The sequence below is a fragment of the Leifsonia shinshuensis genome, from assembly GCF_014217625.1.
GTDB lineage: Bacteria > Actinomycetota > Actinomycetes > Actinomycetales > Microbacteriaceae > Leifsonia > Leifsonia shinshuensis_A.
On record NZ_CP043641.1, the window covers coordinates 695661 to 720603 of the forward strand.

The window sequence follows — 24943 nt, forward strand, 5'->3', positions numbered from 1 at the left end:
CCCGTGTGAAGTCGGCCGGAGTCGGCGGCGCTCACTAGAATCGACTGCATGGCAGGCCGGATTCGACAGAGCGACATCGAAGAGGTCAAGGCCCGCACCAACATCGCCGACATCATCGGCGACTACGTCAGCCTGAAGCCGGGCGGCGTCGGCTCGCTCAAGGGGCTCTGCCCGTTCCACGACGAGAAGAGCCCGAGCTTCAACGTCCGCCCGGGCGTCGGCCGCTACCACTGCTTCGGCTGCGGTGAGGGCGGCGACGTCTACGCGTTCCTCGTGAAGCTCGACCACGTCTCGTTCACCGAGGCGGTCGAGCGCCTGGCCGGCCGGATCGGCTACCAGCTGCACTACGAGGAGGGCGGGGGAGGCCCGAGCGAGTCGAGCGGCAACCGCGCCCGGCTGCTGGCCGCCAACAACGCGGCGGAGGAGTTCTTCCGCGACCGCCTCGCGGCGCCCGACGCCGACCCCGGCAGGCGGTTCCTGGGCGAGCGGGGCTTCGACGCCGCCGCCGCCACGCACTTCGGCGTCGGCTTCGCCCCGAAGAGCTGGGACGAGCTCACCAAGCACCTGCGCGGCAAGGGCTACACCCCCGACGAGCTGCTGGCCGCCGGCCTCGTGTCGCAGCGCGACCGCGGCGTCTACGACCGGTTCCGCGGCCGGCTGGTCTGGCCGATCCGCGACGTGACCGGGCAGACCATCGGCTTCGGCGCCCGGCGGCTGCTGGAGGACGACAACGGCCCCAAGTACCTGAACACCCCGGAGACCGCCGTCTACAAGAAGACGCAGGTGCTCTACGGCCTCGACCTCGCCAAGCGCGACATCTCCCGCAACGACCAGGTGGTGGTCGTGGAGGGCTACACCGACGTGATGGCCTGCCACCTGGCCGGGATCACGACGGCCGTCGCCACCTGCGGCACGGCGTTCGGCGTCGACCACATCAAGGTCATCCGCCGGATCATGGGCGACGACAGCAGCACCGGCTCGGTGATCTTCACCTTCGACCCGGACGCCGCCGGCCAGAAGGCCGCCGCCCGCGCGTTCGGCGAGGAGCAGCGATTCTCCGCCCAGACCTACGTGGCCGTCGGCCCGGACGGCCTCGACCCGTGCGACCTCCGGCTCTCGGGCGGCGACGACGCGGTGCGCCGGATGATCGACAACCGCAAGCCGATGTTCGAGTTCATGATCCGCCAGGTGGTCGACCGCTTCGACCTCGACACGGTGGAGGGGCGCACGTCCGCCCTCCGCGCCGGGGCGCCCATCGTCGCCACCATCCGCGACCCCGCTTCGCAGAACGGCTACACGCGCGAGCTCGCCCGCCTCTCCGGGGCCGACCTGCAGGACGCCCTGCGCGCGGTGCGGTCGGCCCAGCGAAGCAGCGGTGGTGGAGAGCGGCGCAGCGGTGGAGACGACCAGCGCGGCGGCCGCGACGGCGCGCCCCAGCAGTATCAGCCGCCCACGCCCGACGCGCCGGCGCCCATCCGCGAGATCGACCCCAGCGACCCCACCCAGCGCACCGAGCGGGAGAGCCTCATGGTGCTGCTCCAGCACCCGGCCGAGGTGGGCGCCGAGCGGGCCGCCCGCGCGGTCCAGGTGCCGTTCGCCAACCCCACGCACGCGGTCGTCCGCGACGCGATCGCCACCCAGCTGCCGTCCATCGCCGACCCCGGCTGGGTGGACCGCATCCTCGCGGAGGTGCCGCAGGCCTACGCGCCGACGGTGAACGCACTCGCGGTCGCCGCCCTCCCGCAGACCGGCGCCGACGTCGGCCGTTACGCCCGGTCCATCCTGGACAGCCTGATCGACCGCGATCTGCTGCGCGAGAAGGCCGAGCTGACCTCCCGCCTGGCCCGCACCGACCCGCAGAACGCCGAGCTGCGAAGGTCGCTGCAGGTCGCCCTGGCGTCGATCGACCGGGAGCGGATGCGGCTGCGCGGCGAATAGCGCGGCACAATAGATCATCACCGCAGTCCGGCGACGGAATCCGTGGCAGTGTGCGCAAATGCGCGCGGAAATGTTGCGCCGATGTAAAGATTACGGCGCGATCCGCGGCAAGATGCGCACTCGACGCGGCATTCATGCTAGGACTGTGGCTACGCGATTCGGCGACGTGGCACTCGCGTGCGCTCCGCCGATCGGTGACCCCACCAAGGAAGAGGTAATCGGATATGAGATCCGTAAAGATCGGCGGACGGCGCCTGCTCGCCGTGTCGGCCGCATTCGCGGCCGCGGCGCTGGTGCTCGCGGGCTGCTCGGGGAGCAACAACAGCTCCGGTGGCAGCGGCGGCACGCTGACCATCGGCACGACCGACAAGATCACGTCGATCGACCCGGCCGGCTCCTACGACAACGGCTCGTTCGCCGTGATGAACCAGGTGTACCCGTTCCTGCTGAACTCGCCGTACGGCAGCCCGGACGTCAAGCCGGACATCGCCGCGAGCGCCGCGTTCACGTCGCCCACCGAGTACACCGTGAAGCTGAAGCCGAACCTGAAGTTCGCGAACGGTCACCCGCTGACCTCCGAGGACGTCAAGTTCACCTTCGACCGCCAGCTCAAGATCAACGACCCGAACGGTCCCGCGTCGCTGCTCGGAAACCTCGACAGCGTCAGCACGCCGGACAAGACGACCGCGGTCTTCAAGCTCAAGGTCCCGAACGACCAGACCTTCCCGCAGGTGCTCTCCAGCCCCGCCGGCCCGATCGTCGACCACCAGGTCTTCTCGGCCGACAAGGTCACCCCGGACAACACCATCGTCAAGGGTCACGCGTTCGCCGGTCAGTACGACATCACGAGCTATGACTTCAACAACCTGATCGCGTACAAGGCGAACCCGAACTACCAGGGCCTGCTGGGCAAGCCGGCCACGGACAAGGTCAACGTCAAGTACTACGCGGAGTCGTCCAACCTGAAGCTCGACATCCAGAAGGGCGCGATCGACGTCGCGTACCGCAGCCTGTCGGCGACCGATATCCAGAGCCTCGGCACGGACAAGAACGTCAAGGTCGTCAAGGGACCGGGTGGTGAGATCCGCTACATCGTCTGGAACTTCAACACCCAGCCGTACGGTGCGACCACGCCGGAGGCCGACGCCAAGAAGGCCCTCGCCGTGCGCCAGGCCGCTGCCGACCTCGTGGACCGCGCGACCATCGCGAAGCAGGTCTACAAGGACACCTACACCCCGCTGTACTCGTACGTCCCGCAGGGCCTGACCGGCGCGACCACCGTGCTGAAGGACCTCTACGGCGACGGCAACGGCGGTCCGAGCCTCGACAAGGCGAAGGCTGCGCTGCAGGCCGCCGGCGTGACCACCCCGGTCGCGCTCAACCTGCAGTACAACCCGGACCACTACGGCCCGTCCTCCGGCGACGAGTACGCACTCGTCAAGGAGCAGCTCGAGAACGGCGGCCTGTTCAAGGTCAACCTGCAGTCGACCGAGTGGGTCCAGTACTCCAAGGACCGCGTCAAGGACCTGTACCCGGCCTACCAGCTCGGCTGGTTCCCGGACTACTCGGACGCGGACAACTACCTGTCGCCGTTCTTCAGCAAGGACAACTTCCTCGCGAACCACTACGACAACCCCGAGGTCCAGAACCTGATCACCCAGCAGCTGGGCACGACCGACAAGGCCGCGCGCACGCAGCTCATCGAGCAGATCCAGGCCAAGGTGGGCGCCGACCTGTCCACCCTGCCCCTGCTCCAGGGCGCGCAGGTCGCCGTGGTGGGCAAGAACGTCAACGGCGCCGACAAGACGCTCGACCCGTCGTTCAAGTTCCACTACGCAGCTCTCTCGAAGGGCTAGGCCGCACCTCACGGCCGAAGGGGGGCGGCTCGCGGATCGCGCGAGCCGCCCCCACCCACGAACCACCCACGATTGGCTCCCATGACAGCGACGGTCAGCGGACCGGCGGCGCCCACGGCGCCCGGTCCCGAACGAACCAGGACGCGCCGGAAGACGGGAGGCGGCCTCGGCCGCTACATCGTCATCCGCGCGCTCCTCATCATCCCGACGATCTTCATCCTCGTCACAGTCGTCTTCTTCCTGATGCGGTCCACCGGCGACCCCATCACGGCGGCGCTCGGCGGCAAGCTCCCTCCCGCGCAGCTCCAGCAGCGCATCCACGAGGCCGGCTACGACCGGCCGCTCATCGTGCAGTACTTCGAGTACCTCGGACAGATCCTCCGCGGCGACTTCGGCACGACTTTCACCGACCACCAGCCCGTGACCCAGGTGCTGATCACCTACGGCGCGGCGACCCTCGAGCTGGCGTTCTACGCCCTCATCGTCGCGTTCATCGTCGGCATCCCGCTCGGCCTGCTCGCGGCCTACTTCCGCGACAGGTGGGGCGACGCGTCGCTGCGCATCTTCGCGATCCTCTGCTACGCCACCCCGGTGTTCTTCGTCGGCATGGTGCTGAAGCTCGTCTTCTCGATCTGGCTGAACGTGCTCCCCGTCGCGGGCCGCGCCTCCACCAGCTCCGAGATCGAGATGCAGACGCTGCCGAACAAGACGGGCATCTACCTGATCGACGCGTTCATGACCGGTGACCCGGCCGTCGTCGGCGACGTGCTGCTGCACGCCGTGCTGCCGGCCGTGACGCTCGGTCTGCTGACGGCGGGCATCTTCCTGCGACTGGTGCGCACGAATGTGATCGGCACGCTCTCCACGGACTACGTGGACGCGGCGCGTTCGCGCGGCGTGAGCGAGAGCCGACTGGTGCGCAAGCACGCGTACCGGCCGGCGCTCATCCCGATCGTCACGGTCATGGGCCTCCAGATCGCCCTCCTGCTCGGCGGCGCGATCCTGACCGAGACCACGTTCGAGTGGAAGGGCCTGGGTTTCCAGCTCTCCCACTATCTCCAGGCGCGCGACTTCGTCGCAGTGCAGGGCATGGTCGTTCTGCTCGCCGTCATCGTCGCGATCACGAACTTCATCGTGGACATCATCGCGGCGCTCATCGACCCGAGAGTGAGGTACTGAGATGGCCTCGCAGAAGCGCACCATCTGGAGCCGGCTCCCCGTCGTCCACCAGCTGCGCCAGTCCGTCGGGCTGCAGCGAGGGATGCTGATCACGGGACTCGTGCTCACCGGACTGTTCATCCTGGTGGCGATCTTCGCCCCCGTGATCGCGCCGTACGGCTTCGCGCAGCTCAAGGACGCGCACGGCCAGTTCGGCTCCCAGCAGCCGCCGAGCCCGGCGCACATCTGGGGCACCACCGTCGGCGGCTACGACGTGTACTCCCGCGTGATCTGGGGTGCGCAGACCGCGATCCTCGTGATCGTCGTGGCGGTCATCCTGTCGATCTTCGCCGGTGTCATCCTCGGACTGGTCTCCGGCTACTTCGGCGGCTGGGTCGACCGGGTGCTCGTGGTGATCGCGGATGCGATTTACGCGTTCCCGTCGCTGCTGCTGGCGATCGTGATGGCGATCGTCATCTCGGGCGGTCAGTCCAGCCTGTGGGGCGGCATCCTCGCGGCCGCGATCTCCATCACGGTCGTGTACATCCCGCAGTACTTCCGGGTGATCCGCTCGGAGGTCGTCCGGATCAAGGCGGAGGCCTACGTCGAGTCGGCCAAGGTCGTCGGCGCCAGCAACGGGCGGATCATGTTCCGCCACGTGCTGCGCAACTCGACCCGCACGCTGCCGCTGATCTTCACGCTGAACTCCTCGGACGCGATCCTGACGCTCGCGGCGCTCGGCTTCCTCGGCTTCGGCATCGAGCCGACCGCCGCGGCCGAGTGGGGCTACGACCTCAACAAGGCGCTGTCCGACGTCACCAGCGGTATCTGGTGGACGTCCATCTACCCGGGTCTGGCGATCGTGCTCGTCGTGCTCGGCATCACCCTCGTCGGCGAGAGCCTCAACGACCTCGCCGACCCGCGCCTGCGCGGCCGGCGCCGCGCCGCCGAGGCGTCGGGTCTGGTCGCCGAGACGTCGGTCGTCCCCGGCGGTCCGCTGGAGGCGGGCCCCGGCGGCATCGACGGCCTGGAGGGCGGAGAGTCGTTCGACGAGCACGGAATCGAGGTCAAGCCATGAGCGATGTCGTCACCATCGACAACCTGTCGGTGACGTTCGCCACCGACGCCGGCGCCGTCAAGGCCGTCGACGATGTCACCCTGCGGGTCTCGCCCGGAGAGGTCCTGGCGATCGTGGGGGAGTCCGGTTCGGGCAAGACCGTCACCGCCAAGACCATCCTCGGCCTGCTGCCGGAGACCGCGACCGCCTCGGGCGCCGTGGTGCTGCGCAGCAAAGACGGCGCCACCGAGGCCGACGTCATCTCACTGAGCAAGAAGGAGCTCAGGGAGGTGCGCGGCACCGACGTGGCGATGGTCTTCCAGGAGCCGTCCACCGCGCTGAACCCCGTCTACCAGGTGGGCTGGCAGATCGCCGAGGGCCTGCGCGCCCACAGCAAGCTGTCCAAGAAGGAGGCGCAGAAGCAGGCGATCGACATCCTCCGCCGGGTCGGCATCCCGGAGCCCGAGACGCGGGTCAAGTACTACCCGCACCAGTTCTCCGGCGGCCAGAAGCAGCGCATCGTGATCGCGATGGCGCTCGTGCTGAACCCGGGGCTGATCGTCGCCGACGAGCCGACCACCGCGCTCGACGTGACCGTGCAGGCCGAGATCCTGGACCTGCTGCGGCGCTGCCGCGACGAGTTCGGCGCGGCCATCGTGCTGATCACGCACAACATGGGCGTGGTCGCCGACCTCGCCGACCGGGTCGCGGTCATGTACCAGGGCAAGGTCGTGGAGGAGGCCGACGCGCGCACCCTGTTCGCCGCGCCCCAGGCCGAGTACACGCGGAAGCTGCTGGCCTCCGTGCCGCGCATCGGCCAGGGCGCCGTCGCGACGCAGGACCGGGCGATCGCCCGCGCCGAGCGTCCGGAGGCGGCCCCTGTGGTCACCGCGCGCGACCTGCGCATCCAGTACCCCGGCCGGCTCGGCCGTCCTGGCTTCGTGGCGGTCGACGGCGTGAGCTTCGACATCCGGCCGGGCGAGGTGCTCGGCCTGGTGGGGGAGTCCGGCTCCGGCAAGACCACCATCGGCCGCGCCATCGCCGGTCTCGGCAAGGTCACCGACGGCTCGCTGAAGGTGCTCGGGATCGAGATGAACGGCGTCAAGGAGCGCCAGTTCCGCAAGGTGCGCAGCGACATCGGCTTCGTGTTCCAGGACCCGGCGTCGAGCTTCAACCCGCTGCTCACGATCGCGGACTGCGTGGCGGAACCGCTCGTCGTGCACGGCAGGGCGTCCTCGCCCTCCGCCGCGCGCGGCCGGGTGGACGAGCTGCTGGAGGCCGTGCAGCTGCCGCGCAGCTACGGCGACCGGTTCCCGCACGAGCTCTCCGGCGGCCAGCGGCAGCGGGCGAGCCTCGCGCGCGCCCTCGCCCTGGAGCCGACGCTGCTGATCGCCGACGAGCCGACCTCCGCGCTCGACGTGTCGGTGCAGGCGCGCGTGCTGGAGCTGTTCGCCGACCTGCAGCGGGAGTTCGGGTTCGCCGCGCTGTTCATCAGCCACGACCTCGCCGTCGTCGATCTCCTCGCCGACCGGATCGCCGTGATGCACCGCGGCAAGCTGGTCGAGGAGGGCACGGGCGCCGAGGTGCTCGGCAACCCGCGCGAGGCGTACACGCAGCGGCTGCTGGCCTCCCTGCCGGTGCCCGACCCGGTGGAACAGGCCGACCGGCGGGAGGCGCTGCGCGCTCTCCAGGCCGAGAGCGCCTAGGGTCGAACATGTGAGCTCCGAACCCGCCATCCTCGTCAGTGACCTGTCCGTCGAATATCCCGCCAGGGGCGTCAGCCCCTCGTGCGTCGCCCTCCGCGGGGTGAGCTTCCAGTTGGAGGCCGGACAGTCGCTGGGGGTCCTGGGCGAGACGGGTTCGGGCAAGAGCACGCTGGCCGCGGTGCTCGCCGGGCGGGGGCTTCCCCTCCGTTCCGGCGAGCCCGGCCCGCGGATCAGCGGCGGCGACGCGACCGTGCTGGGGCACTCGCTGCGGCACGCCCGCAAGCGCGACGTCGCCGAGGTGACCTTCCACGTCGGCTACCTGCCCCAGGAGGCCGCTGCCTCCCTGGAGCCGTCGCTGTCCGTGCAGGACAACGTGACGCTGCCGATCTTCGAGCGGGACGAGCACTACAGCCGCCGGGCGGCGGGGGAGCGGGCCGCGCTCATGCTGGACACCGTGCACCTTCCGCTCAGCGTGCTCGGCAAGTACCCGTACCAGCTCAGCGCCGGGCAGCGGCAGCGCGTGGCGCTCGCGAAGGCGCTCGTGCTCGGCCCGCAGGTGCTGATCGTGGACGAGCCGACCGCCGGGATCGACGCCACCGTGCGCGACGCGGTGATCGATCTCCTCGCCCAGCTCCGGACGCACGAGGGCTTCACCGCCGTGATCGTGAGCCACGACCTCTCGGTGCTGCGCCGCGCCACGGATGTCTCGCTCGTCCTGCAGAACGGTCGGCCGATCGCGTACGGCCCGATCGAGGAGGTGCTGGCCGACCCGTCGCACCCGTTCGTGCGCGGGCTGGCGGACGCGCTCAAGCCGCCGCAGCGCCGGCGCGAGCGCAGACCGCAGATCGTGGCAGGCGAGAGCGTGACCAGCGAGATCGCGACGATCTGACGCGGCGTCCGCTGCCACCCCAGACCATCCCAGAACGTCTCCGACCGGAGGAACCCATGACCGAGCCCACCCCGCAGCACCGCGCCGTCCTCGCGCCGGGCGGCACGCCCCTCGACCCGGCCGACCGGCCGGAGCCCGGCCCCATCGCCGTCCTCCCGGCCGCCGAGCCGTCCTTCGTCTCCGCTGTCGAGGCCGCGGGCGGGACGGTCGAGCCGCTCTCCGACCGCACGCGCGGCGTCGTCTGGCTCTCCAACAAGGACGCCGCCGCCTTCCCGCCGATCCTGGAGGCGCACCCCGGCATTGGCTGGGTGCAGCTCCCGTTCGCCGGCGTCGACGCCTTCTCCGGCATCATCGCGTCGGAGGACCGGCCCGGGCTGATCTGGACCAGCGCGAAGGGCGCGTACGCCCAGCCGGTCGCCGAGCACGCGCTCGCACTGACCCTGGCGCTGCTGCGAGTGCTCCCGAAGCGCGTGCGGGCGACCTCCTGGTCGACCGTCGAGGAGGGTCGCTCGCTGTACGGGATGAACGTCGTGATCGTCGGCGCCGGCGGGATCGCGCTGGAGCTGATGATGCTGCTCGCGCCGTTCGGCGCCCGCGTCACCATCGTGCGCCGCTCGCCGGAGCCCGTCCCTGGCGCCGAGCGCACCGTCGGCTCCGACCGGCTGGCGGAGGTCCTCCCGGACGCCGACGTCGTCGTCATCGCCGCGGCGCTCACCGGCGGGACGCGGCACCTGTTCGGCGACGCCGAGTTCGCGGCGATGAAGGACACCGCGTACCTCGTGAACATCGCCCGCGGCGGCCTGGTCGACACCGACGCGCTGCTGCGTGCCCTCCGCTCCGGCGAGATCGCCGGAGCGGGCATCGACGTCACCGACCCCGAGCCGCTGCCGGACGGCCACCCGCTGTGGTCGGAGGACGCCTGCCTGATCACGCCGCACCAGGCCGACACCTCCGAGATGGTCGCGCCGCTGCTCGCCGAGCGGGTGCGCGCGAACGTCCGCGCCTTCCTCGCCGACGGCGAGTTCGTCGGCCGCGTGGACCCCGTCGCGGGCTACTGACGGCGACGCGCGCGGGATGCGGGGCCGATTTCTCACGACGGTCGAAGTCTTGCTAGAGTAGCTTCGCTGATCAAGCATTCCTCGATAGCTCAATTGGCAGAGCAGCCGGCTGTTAACCGGCAGGTTCTTGGTTCGAGTCCAAGTCGGGGAGCCGAAACACAAGCGAAGGCCCGGAGGTGAAAGCCTCCGGGCCTTCGCCGTTCTCCGTACGCGTTCTCCCGGTGTTAACATGCTCCGAACGGAATACACCACACCGCCCGCTCCTCTCGCTACTATGCGGCCATGAACGACAGGGAGCGGGACGAGCGCGACTCCGAGGAGCCGGACGCGACGTACGAGGACTACGAGAACGACGACGACGAACAGCGCGAATCGCTCGAACGCGAAGCCGAGCTGACCACGTTCGGCGGACCCGCCTTCGGGCCGCTGTTCGCGAAAGGCGACGGGGACGACGGGGAGATCTTCGACGCGGAGCACAATCCGTGATCCTCCGCTGCGTACTCCCGGGGGAGTAGCCGGAAGACTCCTGCCGGGGCAGGGCGCACGCCCCGCGCGCTGGTTAGCATGGGGAGATGCCCTGGAACCCGTCCGCCGACACCCGCACGAGCGGGCCCGGCTGGGCTGACGGACGCGGGTGGCAGGGGCGGCGGCCGCGCGGGACCATCTGGTTCCCTGTGGTGCTGTCCGTCCTCCTGCAGTTCCCCGGCGTCCTCATCGCCGCGCACACCGCCGCGGCCGATCCGCTGACGCTCGCGGCCGTCCTGGTCGCGTTCGCGGCGTCGTTCCTACTGCTCCTCGCGCGTGCGTACCCGGGGCCGGTGCTGGTGGCGATCGCGGTGCTCTGCACGCCGGCCATCGCGATCACCATGGGGCCTCCGCTGGCTGCCGTCCCGCTCGCGTTCGCCGTCGTCGGCGCCGTCGTGCGGTCGGCGCGGGCGTGGGCGTGGTGGACGGTGGCCGGGGTCGCCGTCGTGGGGCCGCTCGGCGCCTACCTGCTGGTGGGGCGCCCGGAGGCCGTCATCCGGCCGCTCGCGATCGCCCTCGTGCTCACCCTCCTGGTCGGCGTCGGGGAGGCCATTCGCGGGCGCAGGGAGCGCTACCGGGAGGTCTCCCGCCAGATCGCCGCCCGCCGCGAGTCCGCGGCCGAGGCGGAGCGGCTGCGCATCGCCCGCGAGCTGCACGACGTGCTCGCGCACTCGCTGTCCCAGATCAGCGTGCAGGCCGGGGTCGGCCTCCACCTGTTCGACAGCCGCCCCGACAAGGCGCGGGAGAGCCTGGAGGCGATCAAGTCGGTCAGCAGCCAGGCGCTGGAGGAGGTGCGCGGCGTGCTGGGCTTCCTCCGGGCCGAGGGCTATCCGGCGGCTCGCGCGCCGGAGCCCGACCTCGCGCGCATCCCCGTGCTGGTCGAGACCTACCGGCGCGCCGGACTCGACGTGACCTACGACGACGCGCTGACCTCCGCGCCGTCCGCCGCTTCCCAGCTCGCGCTCTACCGGATCGTCCAGGAGTCGCTCACCAACATCGGCCGGCACGCGCAGGCCCGCACGGTCGCGATCCGGCTCGCCGAGGAGGGCGCCGAGTTCGTGCTCACGATCGCGGACGACGGCCGCGGCCTCCCGCAGAGCGAGACCGACGGCAAGGGCATGATCGGGATGCGCGAGCGCGCGGAGCTGCTCGGCGGCCGGTTCGAGACGCGCGAGACCGCAGGCGGTGGACTGACCGTTGAGGCCCGCATTCCGCTGCGGAAGGCGGAGGACGCATGATCCGGGTGCTGCTGGCGGACGACCAGCATCTCGTCCGCGCGGGCTTCCGCGCGCTGCTGGAGGCGGAGGACGACCTCGAGGTGGTCGGCGAGGCCGCGACCGGGCGGGAGGCCGTCGAGGTCGCCCGGCGGACGCATCCCGACGTCGTGCTCATGGACATCCGGATGCCGGACGGCGACGGCCTCTGGGCGACCGGGGAGCTCACGGCCGACCCGGACCTCGCGGGCACGCGGATCGTGATGGTGACCACCTTCGAGCTGGACGACTACGTCGCGCAGGCGATCCTGGCCGGTGCCAGCGGCTTCCTGGTCAAGGACACCGAGCCGGTGGAGCTGCTGCGCGCCGTGCGGGTGGTGGCCGCGGGCGACGCCCTGCTGTCTCCCGGCGCCACCCGCCGGCTGATCGAGCGCGTCGCGGGCGGGATGCGCCCGGCTCCGGACACGGAGGCGCTGCGCGAACTGACCGAGCGCGAACGCGAGGTCCTCTCCCTGGTCGGCCACGGCCTGACGAACACGGAGATCGGCGAGCGGCTGTTCCTCAGCCCGCTGACCGCCAAGACGCACGTCTCGCGGATCATGACGAAGCTGGCCGCGCGGGACCGCGTGCACCTGGTCGTGGTGGCGTACGAGACGGGGCTGGTGCAGCCCGGTCAGCGCTGAGCGCTGCGCTGCTCCCGGGGGAGGCTGCTCCCGGGGGAGTAGGGCAACTGCCTCCCGGTGGCGGATTCGCGCGACGGCCCGCGCGGCGAGGCTGATGGTGGTTCCGCGAAAGCCGCGGACAGCTCACCGATTGGATGCACCATGTTCAGTTCGCTCGCAGCCGCCGCACCCTGCGCCGTCGTCGCCTGGGGTGGCGGCCCCTGGTTCGGCTGGTGGTGGTTCCTGATCCCGCTCTTCTGGATCGGGATCTTCTTCCTCATCTTCGGCGTCTTCGGCCGCCGCTGGCGCCGCGCGGCCGCCGCACGGGGCGGCTACGGCTGGGGCCCGAACGGCCCCCACTCCGGCACTCGTGCCGCCGAGCAGACGCTCGCCGAGCGCTACGCCAACGGCGACATCGACGAGAAGGAGTACCGCGCCCGGCTGGAGGTGCTGCGCGCCAACCGCGGCGACAGCGCGTAGGTCCCACCCGGCAGGCGCGGCCTGGCGGGTGCGCGGCCCGGATATGATCGTCCGGGCCGCGCACCGGCCCGCTCCACCGGCCCGGAAGGACCAGCATGACCACGCTCGCCACCACCCTCGCGGCCGCCGCACTGGCGGCCGCCGTCGTGTTCGCGGCGCTCTGGCTCCTCGAACGCTCCCGCCGGCGCCGCGCGCAGAACGCGCGCGAGGAGCGCGAGTGGGACCGCATCGACCGCGAGCTGGAACTCGCCGAGCAGGCCGGCCGGTTCCGGATCATCGGCGAGCTCGGGGACGTCGCGGTCGCCGCGGTGTCGCGGCTGGTCTCCCAGGCCGAGGGGATGCGCTACGCGGCCGGCGCCGACCCGGAGGCGGCCTCCCGCTCGGCCGCCGCCATCGAGACCTCGGCCCGCGACGCGCTGGCCGACCTCCGCCGGCTCCAGAACGCGGTCGCCGACGGGAGCCGCGAGGTGTTGCCGGCCCCCGGCCTCCACTCGGCGCGCGACCTGTTCCGGGTGATGCGCGAGGCGGGACTGGAGGTGACCTTCACCGAGACCGGCGAGCGCTACGAGCTGCGGCAGGGCGCGGAGCTCGTCGTCTTCCGGATCCTGCAGACCAGTCTCGGCAACGCGCTCGACCACGGCGGCGCCGGCACGACGGCGGTCGTCGCGATGACCTGGACGCCGGACGGCCTCCACGTCACGGTCGACGACGACGGCATCCGCGCCGCCGCCCGCCGCCGCGGCCTCGACCGCGCAGGCGTCGACCAGGCGACCGCCTACGGCGCCGAGGAGGACCTGCGGGCGATGACCGAGTTCGTGGAGGGCGCCGACCTCAACGAGCTGCGCGAGCGCGCCGCGCTGTTCGGCGGGGTGCTGGACGCCAAGACCGTGCCGGGCGTGGGGTTCTCGCTGTCGGTGGTGTTCCCCGCGCTGCGGCACCACAACGGCGTGCACGGGGTGCCGCTGCGCTGAGCGCGGCGGTCGCGCTGCGGCCGCTCAGTCCTCCAGGTGGTCCCGCCCCGGCAGCCAGCTGAGCCCGGGGACGCCCCAGGAGTTCTTTCGCTGCGCCTTCATCGCCGCCTTGCCGTACGGGTGCGCCAGCCGGTCGACGTAGAGCACGCCGTCCAGGTGGTCGTACTCGTGCTGGAAGATCCGCGCGAGCCAGCCGTCGGCGCGGACCGTGAACGGCTCGCCCTCCAGGTCCACGGCCTCCAGGATCACGCTCTCGGCGCGCCGGAGCGGGAACCGCTCGCCCGGGAACGACAGGCAGCCCTCAGACTCGGTGTCCTCGTCCGGCTCGCCCACCGTCAGCGGGCTGAGCCACAGCACGGGGTTGATCGCGACGCCGCGGTGCAGCACGTCGTCGTCGTCCGTCCAGCCGTAGACGAACAGGCGCAGCGGCACGCCGACCTGCGGACCGGCGAGGCCCACGCCGGGCGCCTGATCCATCGTCTCGAACATGTCCGCCACGAGCGTGCGGAGGTCGTCGCCGAAGTCCGTCACCTCCGCCGCGCGGGTGTGCAGGACGGGGTCTCCGGTGATCCGGATGGGAAGGACGGCCATTCGGCAAGACTATCGGGATCATGTTGGGTAGGGTCGTGGCGTGGCTACGGAACTGATGGACGCACTGCAGCTGGCTTACCAGCCCAGCCAGCTCCTGGGCATCCCGGTCGCGCTGGTGGGCGCGGTGTTCCTGTCACTCGGCGCCCAGCTGCAGCACCACGGCGTCGCGAAGGTGGAGGCGCAGACCCAGGACGCGAAGGCCGGACTCAACCTCCAGCAGCTCGGGCTGCTGCTCGCGCGGCCGTCGTGGGTGATCGGGACGGCGCTGCTCGGCCTCGCGATCGTGTTCCAGCTGGTCAGCCTCAAGCTCTCGCCGATCATCCTGGTCCAGCCGCTCGGCGTCGTCGGGCTCGTGATCACGAGCGTCCTCAACGCGCGCGTGAGCGGCGTGAAGCTGAACCGGCAGTCCATCGTCGCCATCTCCCTCTGTGTGGGAGGCGTCGGCGCGTTCGTCATCATCGCCGCGATCTTCGCGCGCGACCAACCGGTGACGACCAGGGCGCTCGTCGTCATCCTGATCATCCTCGCGGTCGTGCTCATCCTGTTCGCGCTGGCGTTCATCTTCCTGCGGCACAGGTTCAAGGCGATCATGTACATCGTCGGCGCCGGCGTCCTCTACGGTTTCGTCGCGACGCTGGCCAAGGTGGTCATCGACCGGATCTCCAACCAGGAGTGGGACTGGCTGCTGGTGCTGTGCATCGTCGCGCTGCTGTCCGCCGCCGGTCTCGGGGCATACTTCGTCCAGAACGCGTACTCGTCCGGGCCTCCCGACCTGGTCATCGCCGGCCTGACCGTGATCGACCCGCTCGTCGCCGTGACCATCGGCATCGTCGTCCTCAACGAGGCGGCGGGGGCGCCGTGGTGGGCGATGGTCGGCTTCGCGATCACCGGCGCTGTGGCGATCTACGGCGTGTTCCAGCTCGCCAAGCACCACCCGCAGACCAACGGCGAAGCGCCACTCACCGACAGGCTTGCCGACCCCGTGCGGGAATCCGGCCTAGACTGAATCGATGAATCGCCGGTCCGACCCGTCCGGCGCGCTCAGACCGTCGCCGGGCGAACCGCCCCGGCCGAAGACCGTGAGGGACCCACCACGTGCCTGATACGAGCGGAACGAACGACATCCCGCCCGCCCCGGCCGAGCACAGGCCGATGACCATCCTCATGGGCTGCGACACCTTCCCGCCGGATGTGAACGGCGCCGCCCGCTTCGCCGAGCGCCTCGCCGCCGGCCTGGTGGAGCGCGGCCACGACATGCACATCGTCGCCCCGTCCGCGAGCCGCAAGCACGGCACCTGGATCGAGGAGCACGAGGGCGAGAAGATGACCGCCCACCGCCTCCGCAGCTGGCGCTGGTACCCGCACGACTGGCTGCGGTTCGCGCTGCCGTGGATGAGCAAGGCGAACGCGCGCCGGGTGCTGGACGAGGTGAAGCCGGACGTCGTGCACTTCCAGTCGCACATCGTCGTGGGCCGCGGGCTCGCGTACGAGGCGCAGAAGCGCGGCATCCGGATCATCGCGACCAACCACGTGATGCCGGAGAACATCATCGAGTTCACGCGCCTGCCGAAGTTCCTGCACCACACCTTCGTCTCGATCGCGTGGCGGGACGCCCGCAAGAGCTTCGACCGCGCCGAGGCGATCACCACGCCGACCCGTCGCGCGGCGGAGTTCCTGGAGGCGGCCACCGGCCTGCGCAACGTGCACGCGATCTCCTGCGGCATCGACGCGCACAACTACACGCCGGACTTCACGCCGCGCACGGGCAACCACATCCTCTTCGTCGGCCGGGTGACCGGGGAGAAGCAGATCGACGTGCTGCTCAACGCGGTCAAGCTGCTGCCGGAGGCGCTGGACGCGAAGCTGGAGATCGTCGGCGGGGGAGACCAGTTCAAGAACCTCCAGGCCCTGGCGGAGACCCTCGGCATCGCCGACCGGGTGACGTTCCTCGGCTACGTGACCGACGAGGAGCTGCGCCAGGCGTACACGCGGGCCACGGTGTTCGCGATGCCGTCGATCGCCGAGCTGCAGTCGATCGCGACGATGGAGGCCATGGCCTCCGCCCTCCCGGTGGTCGCGGCCGACGCGATGGCGCTGCCGCACCTGGTCCACGACGGCGAGAACGGCCACCTGTTCCGCCCGGGCGACGCGCAGGATCTGGCGGACAAGCTGGAGAGCGTGCTCACCCTCCCGCAGGAGGAGCTGGACGTCCTCAAGAACGCGTCGCTGCGGATCGTGGCGACGCACGACATCCAGACCACGATCAGCACCTTCGAGAGCCTGTATCGTGGGGAGCCGGTGGCCGACCCGGTGACGGCGGCGGCCCCCGGCGTGCCCACCCCGGAGTGACCAGGGGAAGGCGCACGGGGCGGTAGCTCAGCTGGTCAGAGCATCGGACTCATAATCCGCCGGTCACGGGTTCAAGTCCCGTCCGCCCTACTCACGGCCCAACAGGAGCTTCGAGCGCGACACGCGTCGGAACTCCTGCAGAACGACTCCCGGCAGGAGATTCGGGGCGTAACTCCTGTTGGTTCAACCCGACGCAGCCGCAACTGCCGCATCCAGCGCCGCCAACGGCCCCTCCCCGCTCGGTATCCGCACCACCCTCGGCCGCGTGAGCAGGAACCGCTCGAAGTCCTCGACCACCGCGGCCATCTCCGCGGGCAGCGTCGAGTGGATGTCCGCGCCGCCCAGCGAGGCCGCGCGCCTGTCGAACCGCTCCGCCGCCGTCGCCGCGTCGATCCGCAGCGCCGTCTCCACGAAGACCGCGCCGCAGTTCGCCGCCGTCGCCTCCAGGCGCTCGACGAACTCCACGCGGCGGAGGTACTGCGGCACCATGACGTCCCGGCCGCTCGCGAGGTGCACCGAGATCGCGGCGACCGCCAGCTCGCGGGCGGCGAGGCCGGCGGCGTGGAGGTCGTCCTGCCAGCCGCCGAGCATCGCGCGCAGCGCGTCGATGTCGAGCGCCAGCGGCAACTCGGCCGCATGGCGCGCGCACCAGGCGCGGGCGAGGGTCGTCTTGCCGCTCGCGGGTGCGCCGTTGATCAGGATGAGGCGGGGGCTCACCGGGGTCAGCCCGCCGCCCGCTCGGCTACCGGCCGGCGCCGCATCGCGGCGGAGCCGACCTCCGGACCGCGGTACACCATGTCCATCGCGCCGATGCTCTCGCCGGGCGGCACGATCGCGTCGATGCGGTCGAGGACCTCGTCCGACAGCGACACGTCCACGCCGGCGAGGGTATCCTCCAGCTGCTCCATCGTGCGCGGGCCCGCGATGGCGGAGGTAACGCCCGGGTGGGCGATCACGAACGCCATCGCCAAGTGGGTGAGCGGGACGCCGACCTCCTCGGACAGGGCGATCAGCTCCTCCACGGCGGCGAGCCGGCGCTCGTCGCGGAAGTGGCGCATCCCGGTGCGGGTCGAGCGGAAGTTGTCGTTCTCGGCGCCCGCGCGGTAGCGGCCGGTGAGCGTGCCGCCGGCCAGCGGGCTGTAGACGAGCGTCCCCATGCCGTAGCGCTGCGCGACGGGCAGGATCTCGCGCTCGATCTCCCGGTCCAGTAGCGAGTAGTTCGGCTGCTCGGTGCGGAAGCGCTCGAAGCCGCGCCGTTCGGACATCCACTGCGCCTCGACGATCTCCGAGCCGCGCATGGAGGAGGTTCCGATCGCCCGGACCTTGCCCTGCCGGACCAGGTCGGTGAGCGCCGACAGGGTCTCGTCGATGTCGGTGTCCGGGTCGGGGCGGTGCAGCTGGTACAGGTCGATGTGGTCGGTCTGCAGCCGGCGGAGGGAGCGCTCGGCGGCCTGCATGATCCAGCGCCGGGAGGCGCCGCGGTGGTTGACGTCGTCGTCCACCGGGCCCCAGAACTTGGTGGCGAGGACGACGTCGTCGCGGCGGCCCTTGAGCGCCTCGCCGACGACCTCCTCGGAGTCGCCGTAGCGGTCGGCGGTGTCCACGAAGTTGATGCCGGCGTCGAGCGCGCGGTGGATGATGCGCACGCCCTCCGCGCGGTCGGGGTTGCCCAGCGAACCGAGCATCGTCGCGCCGAGCGCGTAGGGGGTGACTTTGATGCCGGTGCGGCCGAGGGTGCGGTACTGCATGAGGTGTCTCCTGAGTCGGGATGGCGGGCGGGTCTGGCGCCGCGGTGACGGCGGGATTAGGATCGGACAATCGGAACATGATTCCGGATCGAAGGAGCCGTAACCGGAACAGTGTTCCGGTAATACGTCCGACGGTACACCGATCTCCGCCCATCCGCCAGAGCGAACACCCAGAGGAACGCGCCATGCCCGCCGACACGAGCAGCCTGAGCGAGGCGACCCCCGCCACCCGCGCGCGCCGCGCCGACGCCCGCCAGAACGCCGACGCGCTGGTGGAGGCCGCCACGGCGCTGTTCGCGGAGGCCGGGGTGGACGTCCCAGCACGGGCGATCGCCGCGCGGGCCGGCGTGGGGGTCGGCACGCTGTACCGGCATTTCCCGCTGCGCTCCGACCTGATCTCGGCGGTGTTCCGGCGCGAGCTGAACGCCTGCGTCGCGGCGGCCGCACCGCTCGAGGAGGCGTACCCGCCGGGGGAGGCCCTCGACCGCTGGATCATGCGCTACACGCAGTTCGTCGCCGCCAAGCGCGGGCTCGCGGCCGCTCTGCACTCCGGCGACCCCGCCTACGAGCCGCTTGCCGCGTACTTCTCCACGCACCTCACCCCGACGCTCGCCCGGCTGCTCGCCGCGGCCCGGCGCTCCGGGGAGATCGCCCAGGAGGTCGACGCGGCGGAGTTCCTCGGAGCGGTCGCGGACCTGTGCCACGGCGTCCGGCCGGAGGGGGCGGCCTCCGGCCGCGCCGAGCGGATGGTGGGGCTGCTGCTCGCCGGGCTGCGGGCGGGGGAGGCGGAGGGCTAGGCGCGTTCGGGCCTCCGGCCCCTGCACCTCCCGTCCCCGAGCGCAAGGCCCTTCCGGCACTGCGTGCCGCGGGTATCGTGCCCGGGCATGAACACCATCGGATGGATCGTGCTGATCGTCGTCATCGTGGTCATCGTCGTCGGGATCGTCATCGTCGTCTCGACCATGGGGCGGCGGCGCAAGCAGGAGGCCGACCGGCAGCGGGCGACCGAGCTGCGGGAGGCCGCCTCCCGGGATGAGCTGGCCGCGCGGGACCGCGAGGCGAAGTCCGCCCGCGCCGCCGCCGACGTCAAGCAGGCGGAGGTCGAGGCCGAGCGGCTGCGCCGGGAGGCCGACGAGCGCGAGCGCGCCGCCGCGGCCGCCCGCGAGGAGCAGCAGGACAAGCTGTCCCGCGCCGACGACGTCGACCCGGACGTCGAGACCGACCGGCACGGCAACCGCGTGGTCGCCGACGGGTCGGTCGACGACACCCGCAGGGACGACGTCCCGCCGCCGCGTCCGGCCGCCGCACCCACGACAGCGGAGCCGGCCACCGGAGCTCCGGCGGCGGCGCCCGCGCACGACGCGCCGCGCATCGACGGCATCACCGGCGAGGAGCGCCGCCCCGAGGACCGTCGACCCTAGCCCTCACCGTCCCGGCTTCGCCGTCGCTCAGCGGCTCACTCGCTGAGCGACGGCAGCCGCGTCTGCCGCAACCACGCGTCGAAGAACTCGTCCAGCGGCTCGTCCGAGAACCCGGCTGCGAACGTCTCGAAGTCCGCCGTCGACGCCGACCCGAAGCGGTGCGCGGCCGACCAGCCGCGCACCAGGTCGAAGAACGTGTCGTCGCCGAGCCTGCGCCGCAGCGCGTGCAGGAGGCACGCCCCGCGCTTGTAGACCCGGTCGTCGAACATGCTGTCGACGCCGGGGTCCGCGAGCACCAGGTCCTTCGGCTTGATGCGGAGGACGGCGTGGTGCGTGCGCGCGAGCGTGTTGGCGGAGGCTCCGCCGGAGTACTCCGACCAGATCCACTCGGCGTAGCAGGCGAAGCCCTCGTTCAGCCAGATGTCGGACCAGCCGGCCACGCCGACGCTGTTGCCGAACCACTGGTGCGCCAGCTCGTGCGCGATCAGGCGCTCGGAGCCGCCGCGGCCGTCGACGTGCGAGGAGCCGAACGTGGCCATGCCCTGCGACTCGAGCGGGATCTCCAGCGCGTCCTCGGTCACCACGATCGTGTAGGACGGGAACGGGTACGGGCCGAAGCGCTCCTGGAAGCACTCGATCATCCGGCCCACCGGGGCGAAGTCCGCGAGCACGCGGCGGGCGAGAGCCGGGGGATAGGCGATCACCCACTCCACGCCGCCGGTACGACGCGGTTCCAGCACGTACCGGCCGATCTGCACGGCGGCGAGGTAGGTCGCCGTCGGCTCGGGACGGTCGAACGTCCAGGTGCCGCGGCCCCCGCTGACGCTGTGCTCGATCAGCTCGCCGGTGGCGAGCACGGTGTACGGCTGCTCGGTCGTGATCGTGATGCGGTACGCAGCTTTGTCGGACGGCCGGTCGTTGCACGGGAACCAGGTCGGCGCCCCGGAGGGCTGCGAGGCGACGATGACGCCGTCGCTCAGCTCCTCCCAGCCGAGAGTGCCCCACCGCGTGCGCCGCGGGACGGGGGAGCCGTCGTAGGCGATCTCGACCGTGAACTCGTCCCCGGCCGGGATCGGCTTCGCGGGCTTCACCCGCACGTGCGTGGGGGACTGCGTGAACCGGGTGCGCTTGTCGCCGTCGAGCTTCACCCGCTTGGCGCGCAGGTGCACGAGGTCGAGCGAGACCGCCGGGAGCGGCACGTTCGCCCGGCCGCGGATGACGGCCGTCCCGTCGAGGCGGTTCGTGGCGACCTTGTAGGACAGCTCCAGGTCGTAGGAGAGCACGGAGAAGTCGTCGGTGCCGGAGCGCGGGAGATAAGCGTGGGACGCGGGTACAGCGTCAGCACTGGAGGGGGCCGTGGTCATCGCACCGCACGGTACTCGCGTACCACGACATCCCGCCACGGGCCGATCGGGTTCCCGCTCCACCTGCTGCGGTCGGGCACCGTCTCGCCGCGCATGACCAGCGACGCAGGCCCGACGGTCGCGTTGGAGCCGATCGCGGCCGCGGGCAGGATGACGCTGTGCGGGCCGAGTGTCCCGCCGCGCTCGATGATCACCTCGTCCATGCTCATGATTCGATCATGGAACAGGTGCGTCTGCACGACGCAGCCCCGGTTGACGGTGGATGCGTCGCCCAGCTCGACCAGGTCGGCCTCCGGGAGCCAGTAGCTGTCGATCCACACGCCGTGCCCGATGCGCGCGCCGAGGCTGCGCAGCCACCAGACCAGCGCGGGCGTCCCGGCCGCGGCCCAGGCGAACCAGGGCGCCGCCACCATCTCGGTGAAGGTGTCAGACACCTCGCTGCGCCAGATGAACGAGGACCAGAGCGGATGCTCGCCCGGCTTCAGCCTCCCGAGCAGCGCCCATTTCGCGGCGGTGCTGACCGCCGCGGCGACCGCGCCGGCGACCAGCAGGACCGGACCGCTCAGGACGATCGCCCAGCCGGCGCCCAGGCCCTCGGAGAGCGCGGCGAGGCTCAGCAGCACCGCGAGCCCGATGGCGCAGGTCACGAACACGGGGACGATGCGCAGCAGCTCCCACGCGGTGCGCGCGACCCGCAGTGCGGCAGGCGGCTCGAAGGTGCGCGAGAGGTCCGCATCCTGCGCGCGCCTCCGCAGCTTCACGGGAGGCGAGCCGAGCCACGAGGAGCCCGCCTTCGCCTTGCGCGGCGCGACCGACAGCACGGCGACGAGGCCGTCGCGCGGCACCCGGTTTCCGCCGCCGGCCATCCCGGAGTTGCCGAGGAAGGCGCGCGCGCCGATCTCGGCCTCCGCGACCCGGACGTAGCCGCCGCCCAGTTCGTAGGACGCCACGAGCGTGTCGTCGGCGAGGAACGCGCCGTCGCGGATCTTCGTCATGGCCGGGAGCAGGAGCACGGTGGAGGCCTCGACGTCGCGGCCCACCCTGGCGCCGAGCATCCGCAGCCAGACCGGCGTGAACAGGCTCGAGTAGAGCGGGAACAGCAGCGTGCGAGCCATGTCGAGCAGCCGCTCGGTCGACCAGACCTGCCAGCCGACCCGGCTCCGCACCGGGAAGACGCCCTCCGTCAGGCCGAGGCCGAGCAGGCGCACCACCACGACGACGACACCGGCCAGCACGACGCCTGCGGCGAGCGTCGCAGGCACGAGGGCCGCCGCCGCTCCCGGGATCGCCCCGGCGATCGTCGTGGAGCCGCGCGTGAACGCCGCGACGATCAGGCCGCCGACGCCGAGCGCGACGACCGGCACGAGCGAGACGACGAGGGACGACGCGGCGTACGCGACGACCCACCGGGTGCGGCGCAGCGGCCGCTCGCCCGGCCACCATTCGCGGGCCTTGCCGACGCGTACGGCGGGGGAGCCCGCCCAGTTCTGGCCGGCCGGCACGCGGCCGAATACTGCGGACCCGGGAGCCACGGTCGCGTCGCGGCCGATTTTCGCGCCCGGCATCAGCGAGCTGCGGGCGCCCACCGAGCTGCCGGCGCCGATGCGGATCTCGCCGATGCGCACCAGGTCGCCGTCGATCCAGTACCCGGCGAGGTCGACCTCCGGCTCGATGGAGGCGCCGGCGCCGATCCGCAGCATCCCCGTCACCGGCGGCAGCGTGTGGAGGTCGACGCCGCGGTCGATCGTCGCGCCGAGCGCCCGCGCGTAGTAGCTGATCCAGGGCGCGCCCGCGAGGCTGGCCGCGCCGATCTGGTGCGCGACCTGCTCCGCCAGCCACAGCCGCAGGTGCACGCCGCCGCCGCGCGGATAGTCGCCGGCCTTCACGCCGAGCAGCAGCAGCCGCGCCGCGACCACGGCGATGGCCATCCGGCCCCACGGTGTGACGAACACGATCAGCCCGGCGATCAGCCAGACCAGGTTCACGTCAGGCAGGGAGCCGAAGCCGCCGGCCGGCCGCAGGATCGCGGCGGCGGTCAGCAGGTAGAGCAGCCAGCGGATGCCGTTCAGAATGAACAGCGGCACCCCGAGCACGGTCTGGAGGACCTGCATCCGCCGCGGGGTCGGCGGGACGACGTGGGTGGAGGCGGCGGAGGCCGATGGCGAGCTCTCCGCGAGGGCGTCCGCGAGCGAGCCGAAGCGCGGGTGGGCGTAGATGTCGGCCACGGTGATGTCGGGGTGCCGCCTGCGCACGAGCGAGACGAGCTGCGCGGCCGCGAGCGAGCCTCCGCCCAGGTCGAAGAAGTTGTCGTCGAGCCCGCTCACCGGCAGTCCGAGCACGCTGCGCCAGTCGGCGGCCAGCAGCTCGGACACCGGGTCGAGATCGGGGGCGTCCTCGTCCACGTCCTCCAGCGGCCAGGGCAGCGCGGCGCGGTCGACCTTGCCGGAGGTGCGCACCGGGAGGTCGTCCACGACCGCCAGCAGCGGCACGAGCGCCGCCGGCAGCTCGGCGCGCAGCTCCTCCAGTGCCGCGCGCCGGTCGAAGGAGGCGCGCTCGGGGACGGCGAGGTAGCCGACCAGCACGTCGTTGCCGGCCGAGCTCCTGCGCACAGCGGCGGCGGCCCCGGACACGCCGGGCAGCTGCTGGAGGGCGGCCTCCACCTCGCCGAGCTCGATCCGACGGCCGCCGACCTTGACCTGGTCGTCCGCTCGGCCGAGGTAGAACAGGCCGGCCGGGTCGAAGCGCACCAGGTCGCCGCTGCGGTACGCGCGCGCCCAGCCGAGCGAGGGGAGCGGCGCGTACTTCTCCGCGTCCTTCGCCGGATCGAGGTAGCGGGCGAGGCCGACGCCGCCGATGATCAGCTCGCCGGACTCTCCGTTGGCGACCGGGGAGCCGTCCGGGCCGACGACCGCGAGGTCCCAGCCGTCGAGCGGGAGGCCGATCCGCACGGGCTCTCCCGCCGTGAGGAGGCTCGCGCACGCGACGACGGTCGCCTCGGTCGGGCCGTAGGTGTTCCAGACTTCGCGCCCCTCCACGGCGAGCCGGTTGACCAGTTCGGGCGGGCAGGACTCGCCGCCGAAGATCAGCAGCCGGACGGTGTCGAGCGCGTCGGTGGGCCACAGCGCCGCGAGCGTCGGCACCGTGGAGACGATGGTGATGCGGCGCGCGGCCAGCCACGGCCCCAGGTCCATGCCGGTGCGCACCAGCGAGCGCGGTGCGGGCACCAGGCAGGCGCCGTGGCCCCAGGCGAGCCACATCTCCTCGCAGGAGGCGTCGAATGCCACCGAGAGGCCGGCGAGCACGCGGTCGCCCGGCCCGATCGGCTCCTCCTGCAGGAACAGCCGCGACTCGGCGTCCACGAACGCCGCCGCCGACCAGTGCCGCACCGCGACGCCCTTCGGGGTGCCGGTCGAACCGGAGGTGAAGATGATCCAGGCGTCGTCCTCCGGGGTCGGCGGGTCGACCACCGGGAGGTTGGAGGTGCTCGGGTGCGGCTCCTGGCCTTGGACCGCGAGCGGTCCGGCCGGGACGTCGACCGCGTCAGCGCCGTCGTCCGAGGCTGTGGCGAGGTAGCCGTCGTCCGTGATGACGCCGCGCACGTCCGCCTCGCCGAAGACGAGGTCGGCGCGCTCCTGCGGGTCGTCGGCGTCCACCGGCACGTAGGCGGCTCCCGCGGCGAGCACGCCGAGGATCGCGAGGTAGAGGTCCCTGCTGCCGGAGGTCATCCGCACGCCGACGCGGTCGCCGCGGCGCACGCCGGCCTCCCGCAGGCGCGCGGCCGTCGCCAGCACGCGCGCCAGCAGCTCGCGGTAGCTCAGAGCGCCCCGCGCGTCCTCGATGGCAGATCCCTGCGGGTTGGCCGCCGCCGACTCCCGGAGGATGTCGATCAGCGTCCGGGGAGCGGGCGCGGCGTCCAGCGCCGAGAGGATCGCGGGCTCGGCGGTGGTGTCTGTCAC

The 24943-nt window shown here is 71.8% G+C and carries 21 protein-coding genes and 2 tRNA genes; 18 read left to right on the plus strand and 5 right to left on the minus strand.

Going from position 1 to position 24943, the window contains the following annotated elements; translation table 11 throughout:
* The first annotated feature begins 48 nt into the window (after positions 1 to 48).
* From dnaG to F1C12_RS03380, 13 genes are all read left to right on the plus strand, one after another.
* Entirely contained in the window at positions 49 to 1938 is a 1890-nt protein-coding gene (gene dnaG, locus F1C12_RS03320; RefSeq protein ID WP_185277429.1) for a DNA primase, read from the plus strand.
* Positions 1939 to 2162: 224 nt separating this feature from the next.
* Entirely contained in the window at positions 2163 to 3794 is a 1632-nt protein-coding gene (locus F1C12_RS03325) for an ABC transporter substrate-binding protein (RefSeq protein ID WP_185277430.1), read from the plus strand.
* Positions 3795 to 3875: 81 nt separating this feature from the next.
* Complete coding sequence (locus F1C12_RS03330) at positions 3876 to 4973, plus strand: ABC transporter permease (RefSeq protein WP_185277431.1); 1098 nt, start codon at positions 3876 to 3878, stop codon at positions 4971 to 4973.
* 1 nt (position 4974) lies between these two features.
* Positions 4975 to 6030: an ABC transporter permease gene (locus F1C12_RS03335; RefSeq protein ID WP_185277432.1), complete on the plus strand. Its 1056-nt coding sequence runs from the start codon at positions 4975 to 4977 to the stop codon at positions 6028 to 6030.
* On the plus strand, positions 6027 to 7715 hold the full coding sequence (locus tag F1C12_RS03340) for a dipeptide ABC transporter ATP-binding protein (RefSeq protein ID WP_185277433.1): 1689 nt from the start codon (positions 6027 to 6029) through the stop codon (positions 7713 to 7715). The genes F1C12_RS03335 and F1C12_RS03340 overlap by 4 nt, the downstream gene beginning before the upstream one ends.
* A 10-nt stretch (positions 7716 to 7725) precedes the next feature.
* Entirely contained in the window at positions 7726 to 8604 is an 879-nt protein-coding gene (locus tag F1C12_RS03345; RefSeq protein ID WP_185277434.1) for an ATP-binding cassette domain-containing protein, read from the plus strand.
* A gap of 56 nt (positions 8605 to 8660) precedes the next feature.
* A complete protein-coding gene (locus tag F1C12_RS03350; RefSeq protein WP_185277435.1) occupies positions 8661 to 9662 on the plus strand; it encodes a D-isomer specific 2-hydroxyacid dehydrogenase family protein in 1002 nt (333 codons plus the stop codon).
* Positions 9663 to 9740: 78 nt separating this feature from the next.
* Positions 9741 to 9813: transfer RNA gene (locus F1C12_RS03355), tRNA-Asn, on the plus strand.
* Between the two features lie 131 nt (positions 9814 to 9944).
* Positions 9945 to 10148 (plus strand): hypothetical protein, encoded by a 204-nt coding sequence (locus F1C12_RS03360; protein WP_185277436.1) that lies wholly within the window; start codon positions 9945 to 9947, stop codon positions 10146 to 10148.
* Positions 10149 to 10234: 86 nt separating this feature from the next.
* Positions 10235 to 11425 carry a sensor histidine kinase gene (locus F1C12_RS03365; protein WP_185277437.1) on the plus strand — a complete coding sequence of 397 codons (1191 nt, stop codon included), beginning with the start codon at positions 10235 to 10237 and terminating at the stop codon, positions 11423 to 11425.
* On the plus strand, positions 11422 to 12084 hold the full coding sequence (locus tag F1C12_RS03370; RefSeq protein ID WP_185277438.1) for a response regulator: 663 nt from the start codon (positions 11422 to 11424) through the stop codon (positions 12082 to 12084). Before F1C12_RS03365 ends, F1C12_RS03370 begins: the two co-directional genes overlap by 4 nt.
* Positions 12085 to 12225: 141 nt before the next feature.
* Positions 12226 to 12543, plus strand: a complete 318-nt coding sequence (locus F1C12_RS03375) for an SHOCT domain-containing protein (RefSeq protein WP_185277439.1) — start codon at positions 12226 to 12228, stop codon at positions 12541 to 12543.
* A gap of 95 nt (positions 12544 to 12638) precedes the next feature.
* A complete protein-coding gene (locus tag F1C12_RS03380) occupies positions 12639 to 13514 on the plus strand; it encodes a sensor histidine kinase (protein ID WP_185277440.1) in 876 nt (291 codons plus the stop codon).
* 24 nt (positions 13515 to 13538) lie between these two features.
* Here F1C12_RS03380 and def read toward each other — a convergent pair whose 3' ends face one another.
* Entirely contained in the window at positions 13539 to 14105 is a 567-nt protein-coding gene (gene def, locus F1C12_RS03385) for a peptide deformylase (protein ID WP_185277441.1), read from the minus strand.
* 40 nt (positions 14106 to 14145) lie between these two features.
* On the opposite strand from def, the gene F1C12_RS03390 reads away from it, so the two are divergent.
* From F1C12_RS03390 to F1C12_RS03400, 3 genes are all read left to right on the plus strand, one after another.
* Positions 14146 to 15111: a DMT family transporter gene (locus F1C12_RS03390; protein ID WP_374939550.1), complete on the plus strand. Its 966-nt coding sequence runs from the start codon at positions 14146 to 14148 to the stop codon at positions 15109 to 15111.
* An 89-nt stretch (positions 15112 to 15200) separates the two neighbouring features.
* The gene (locus F1C12_RS03395) at positions 15201 to 16454 is read left to right on the plus strand and encodes a glycosyltransferase (RefSeq protein WP_258046095.1); all 1254 of its coding nucleotides are present in this window, start codon (positions 15201 to 15203) and stop codon (positions 16452 to 16454) included.
* Positions 16455 to 16470: 16 nt separating this feature from the next.
* A tRNA-Ile gene (locus F1C12_RS03400) sits at positions 16471 to 16544 on the plus strand.
* Positions 16545 to 16637: 93 nt separating this feature from the next.
* Here the strand turns inward: F1C12_RS03400 and F1C12_RS03405 are convergent.
* Together F1C12_RS03405 and F1C12_RS03410 are read right to left on the minus strand one after the other, a co-directional pair.
* Entirely contained in the window at positions 16638 to 17171 is a 534-nt protein-coding gene (locus tag F1C12_RS03405; protein WP_185277442.1) for an AAA family ATPase, read from the minus strand.
* Between the two features lie 5 nt (positions 17172 to 17176).
* Positions 17177 to 18202 (minus strand): aldo/keto reductase, encoded by a 1026-nt coding sequence (locus F1C12_RS03410; protein ID WP_185277443.1) that lies wholly within the window; start codon positions 18200 to 18202, stop codon positions 17177 to 17179.
* A gap of 185 nt (positions 18203 to 18387) precedes the next feature.
* Between F1C12_RS03410 and F1C12_RS03415 the strand changes: the two genes are divergently transcribed.
* The gene (locus tag F1C12_RS03415; RefSeq protein WP_185277444.1) at positions 18388 to 18999 is read left to right on the plus strand and encodes a TetR/AcrR family transcriptional regulator; all 612 of its coding nucleotides are present in this window, start codon (positions 18388 to 18390) and stop codon (positions 18997 to 18999) included.
* 87 nt (positions 19000 to 19086) lie between these two features.
* Entirely contained in the window at positions 19087 to 19623 is a 537-nt protein-coding gene (locus F1C12_RS03420) for a hypothetical protein (protein WP_185277445.1), read from the plus strand.
* 35 nt (positions 19624 to 19658) lie between these two features.
* Here F1C12_RS03420 and F1C12_RS03425 read toward each other — a convergent pair whose 3' ends face one another.
* Together F1C12_RS03425 and F1C12_RS03430 are read right to left on the minus strand one after the other, a co-directional pair.
* Positions 19659 to 20987: a M1 family metallopeptidase gene (locus tag F1C12_RS03425; RefSeq protein WP_185277446.1), complete on the minus strand. Its 1329-nt coding sequence runs from the start codon at positions 20985 to 20987 to the stop codon at positions 19659 to 19661.
* On the minus strand, positions 20984 to 24943 hold the full coding sequence (locus F1C12_RS03430; protein ID WP_185277447.1) for a Pls/PosA family non-ribosomal peptide synthetase: 3960 nt from the start codon (positions 24941 to 24943) through the stop codon (positions 20984 to 20986). The genes F1C12_RS03425 and F1C12_RS03430 overlap by 4 nt, the downstream gene beginning before the upstream one ends.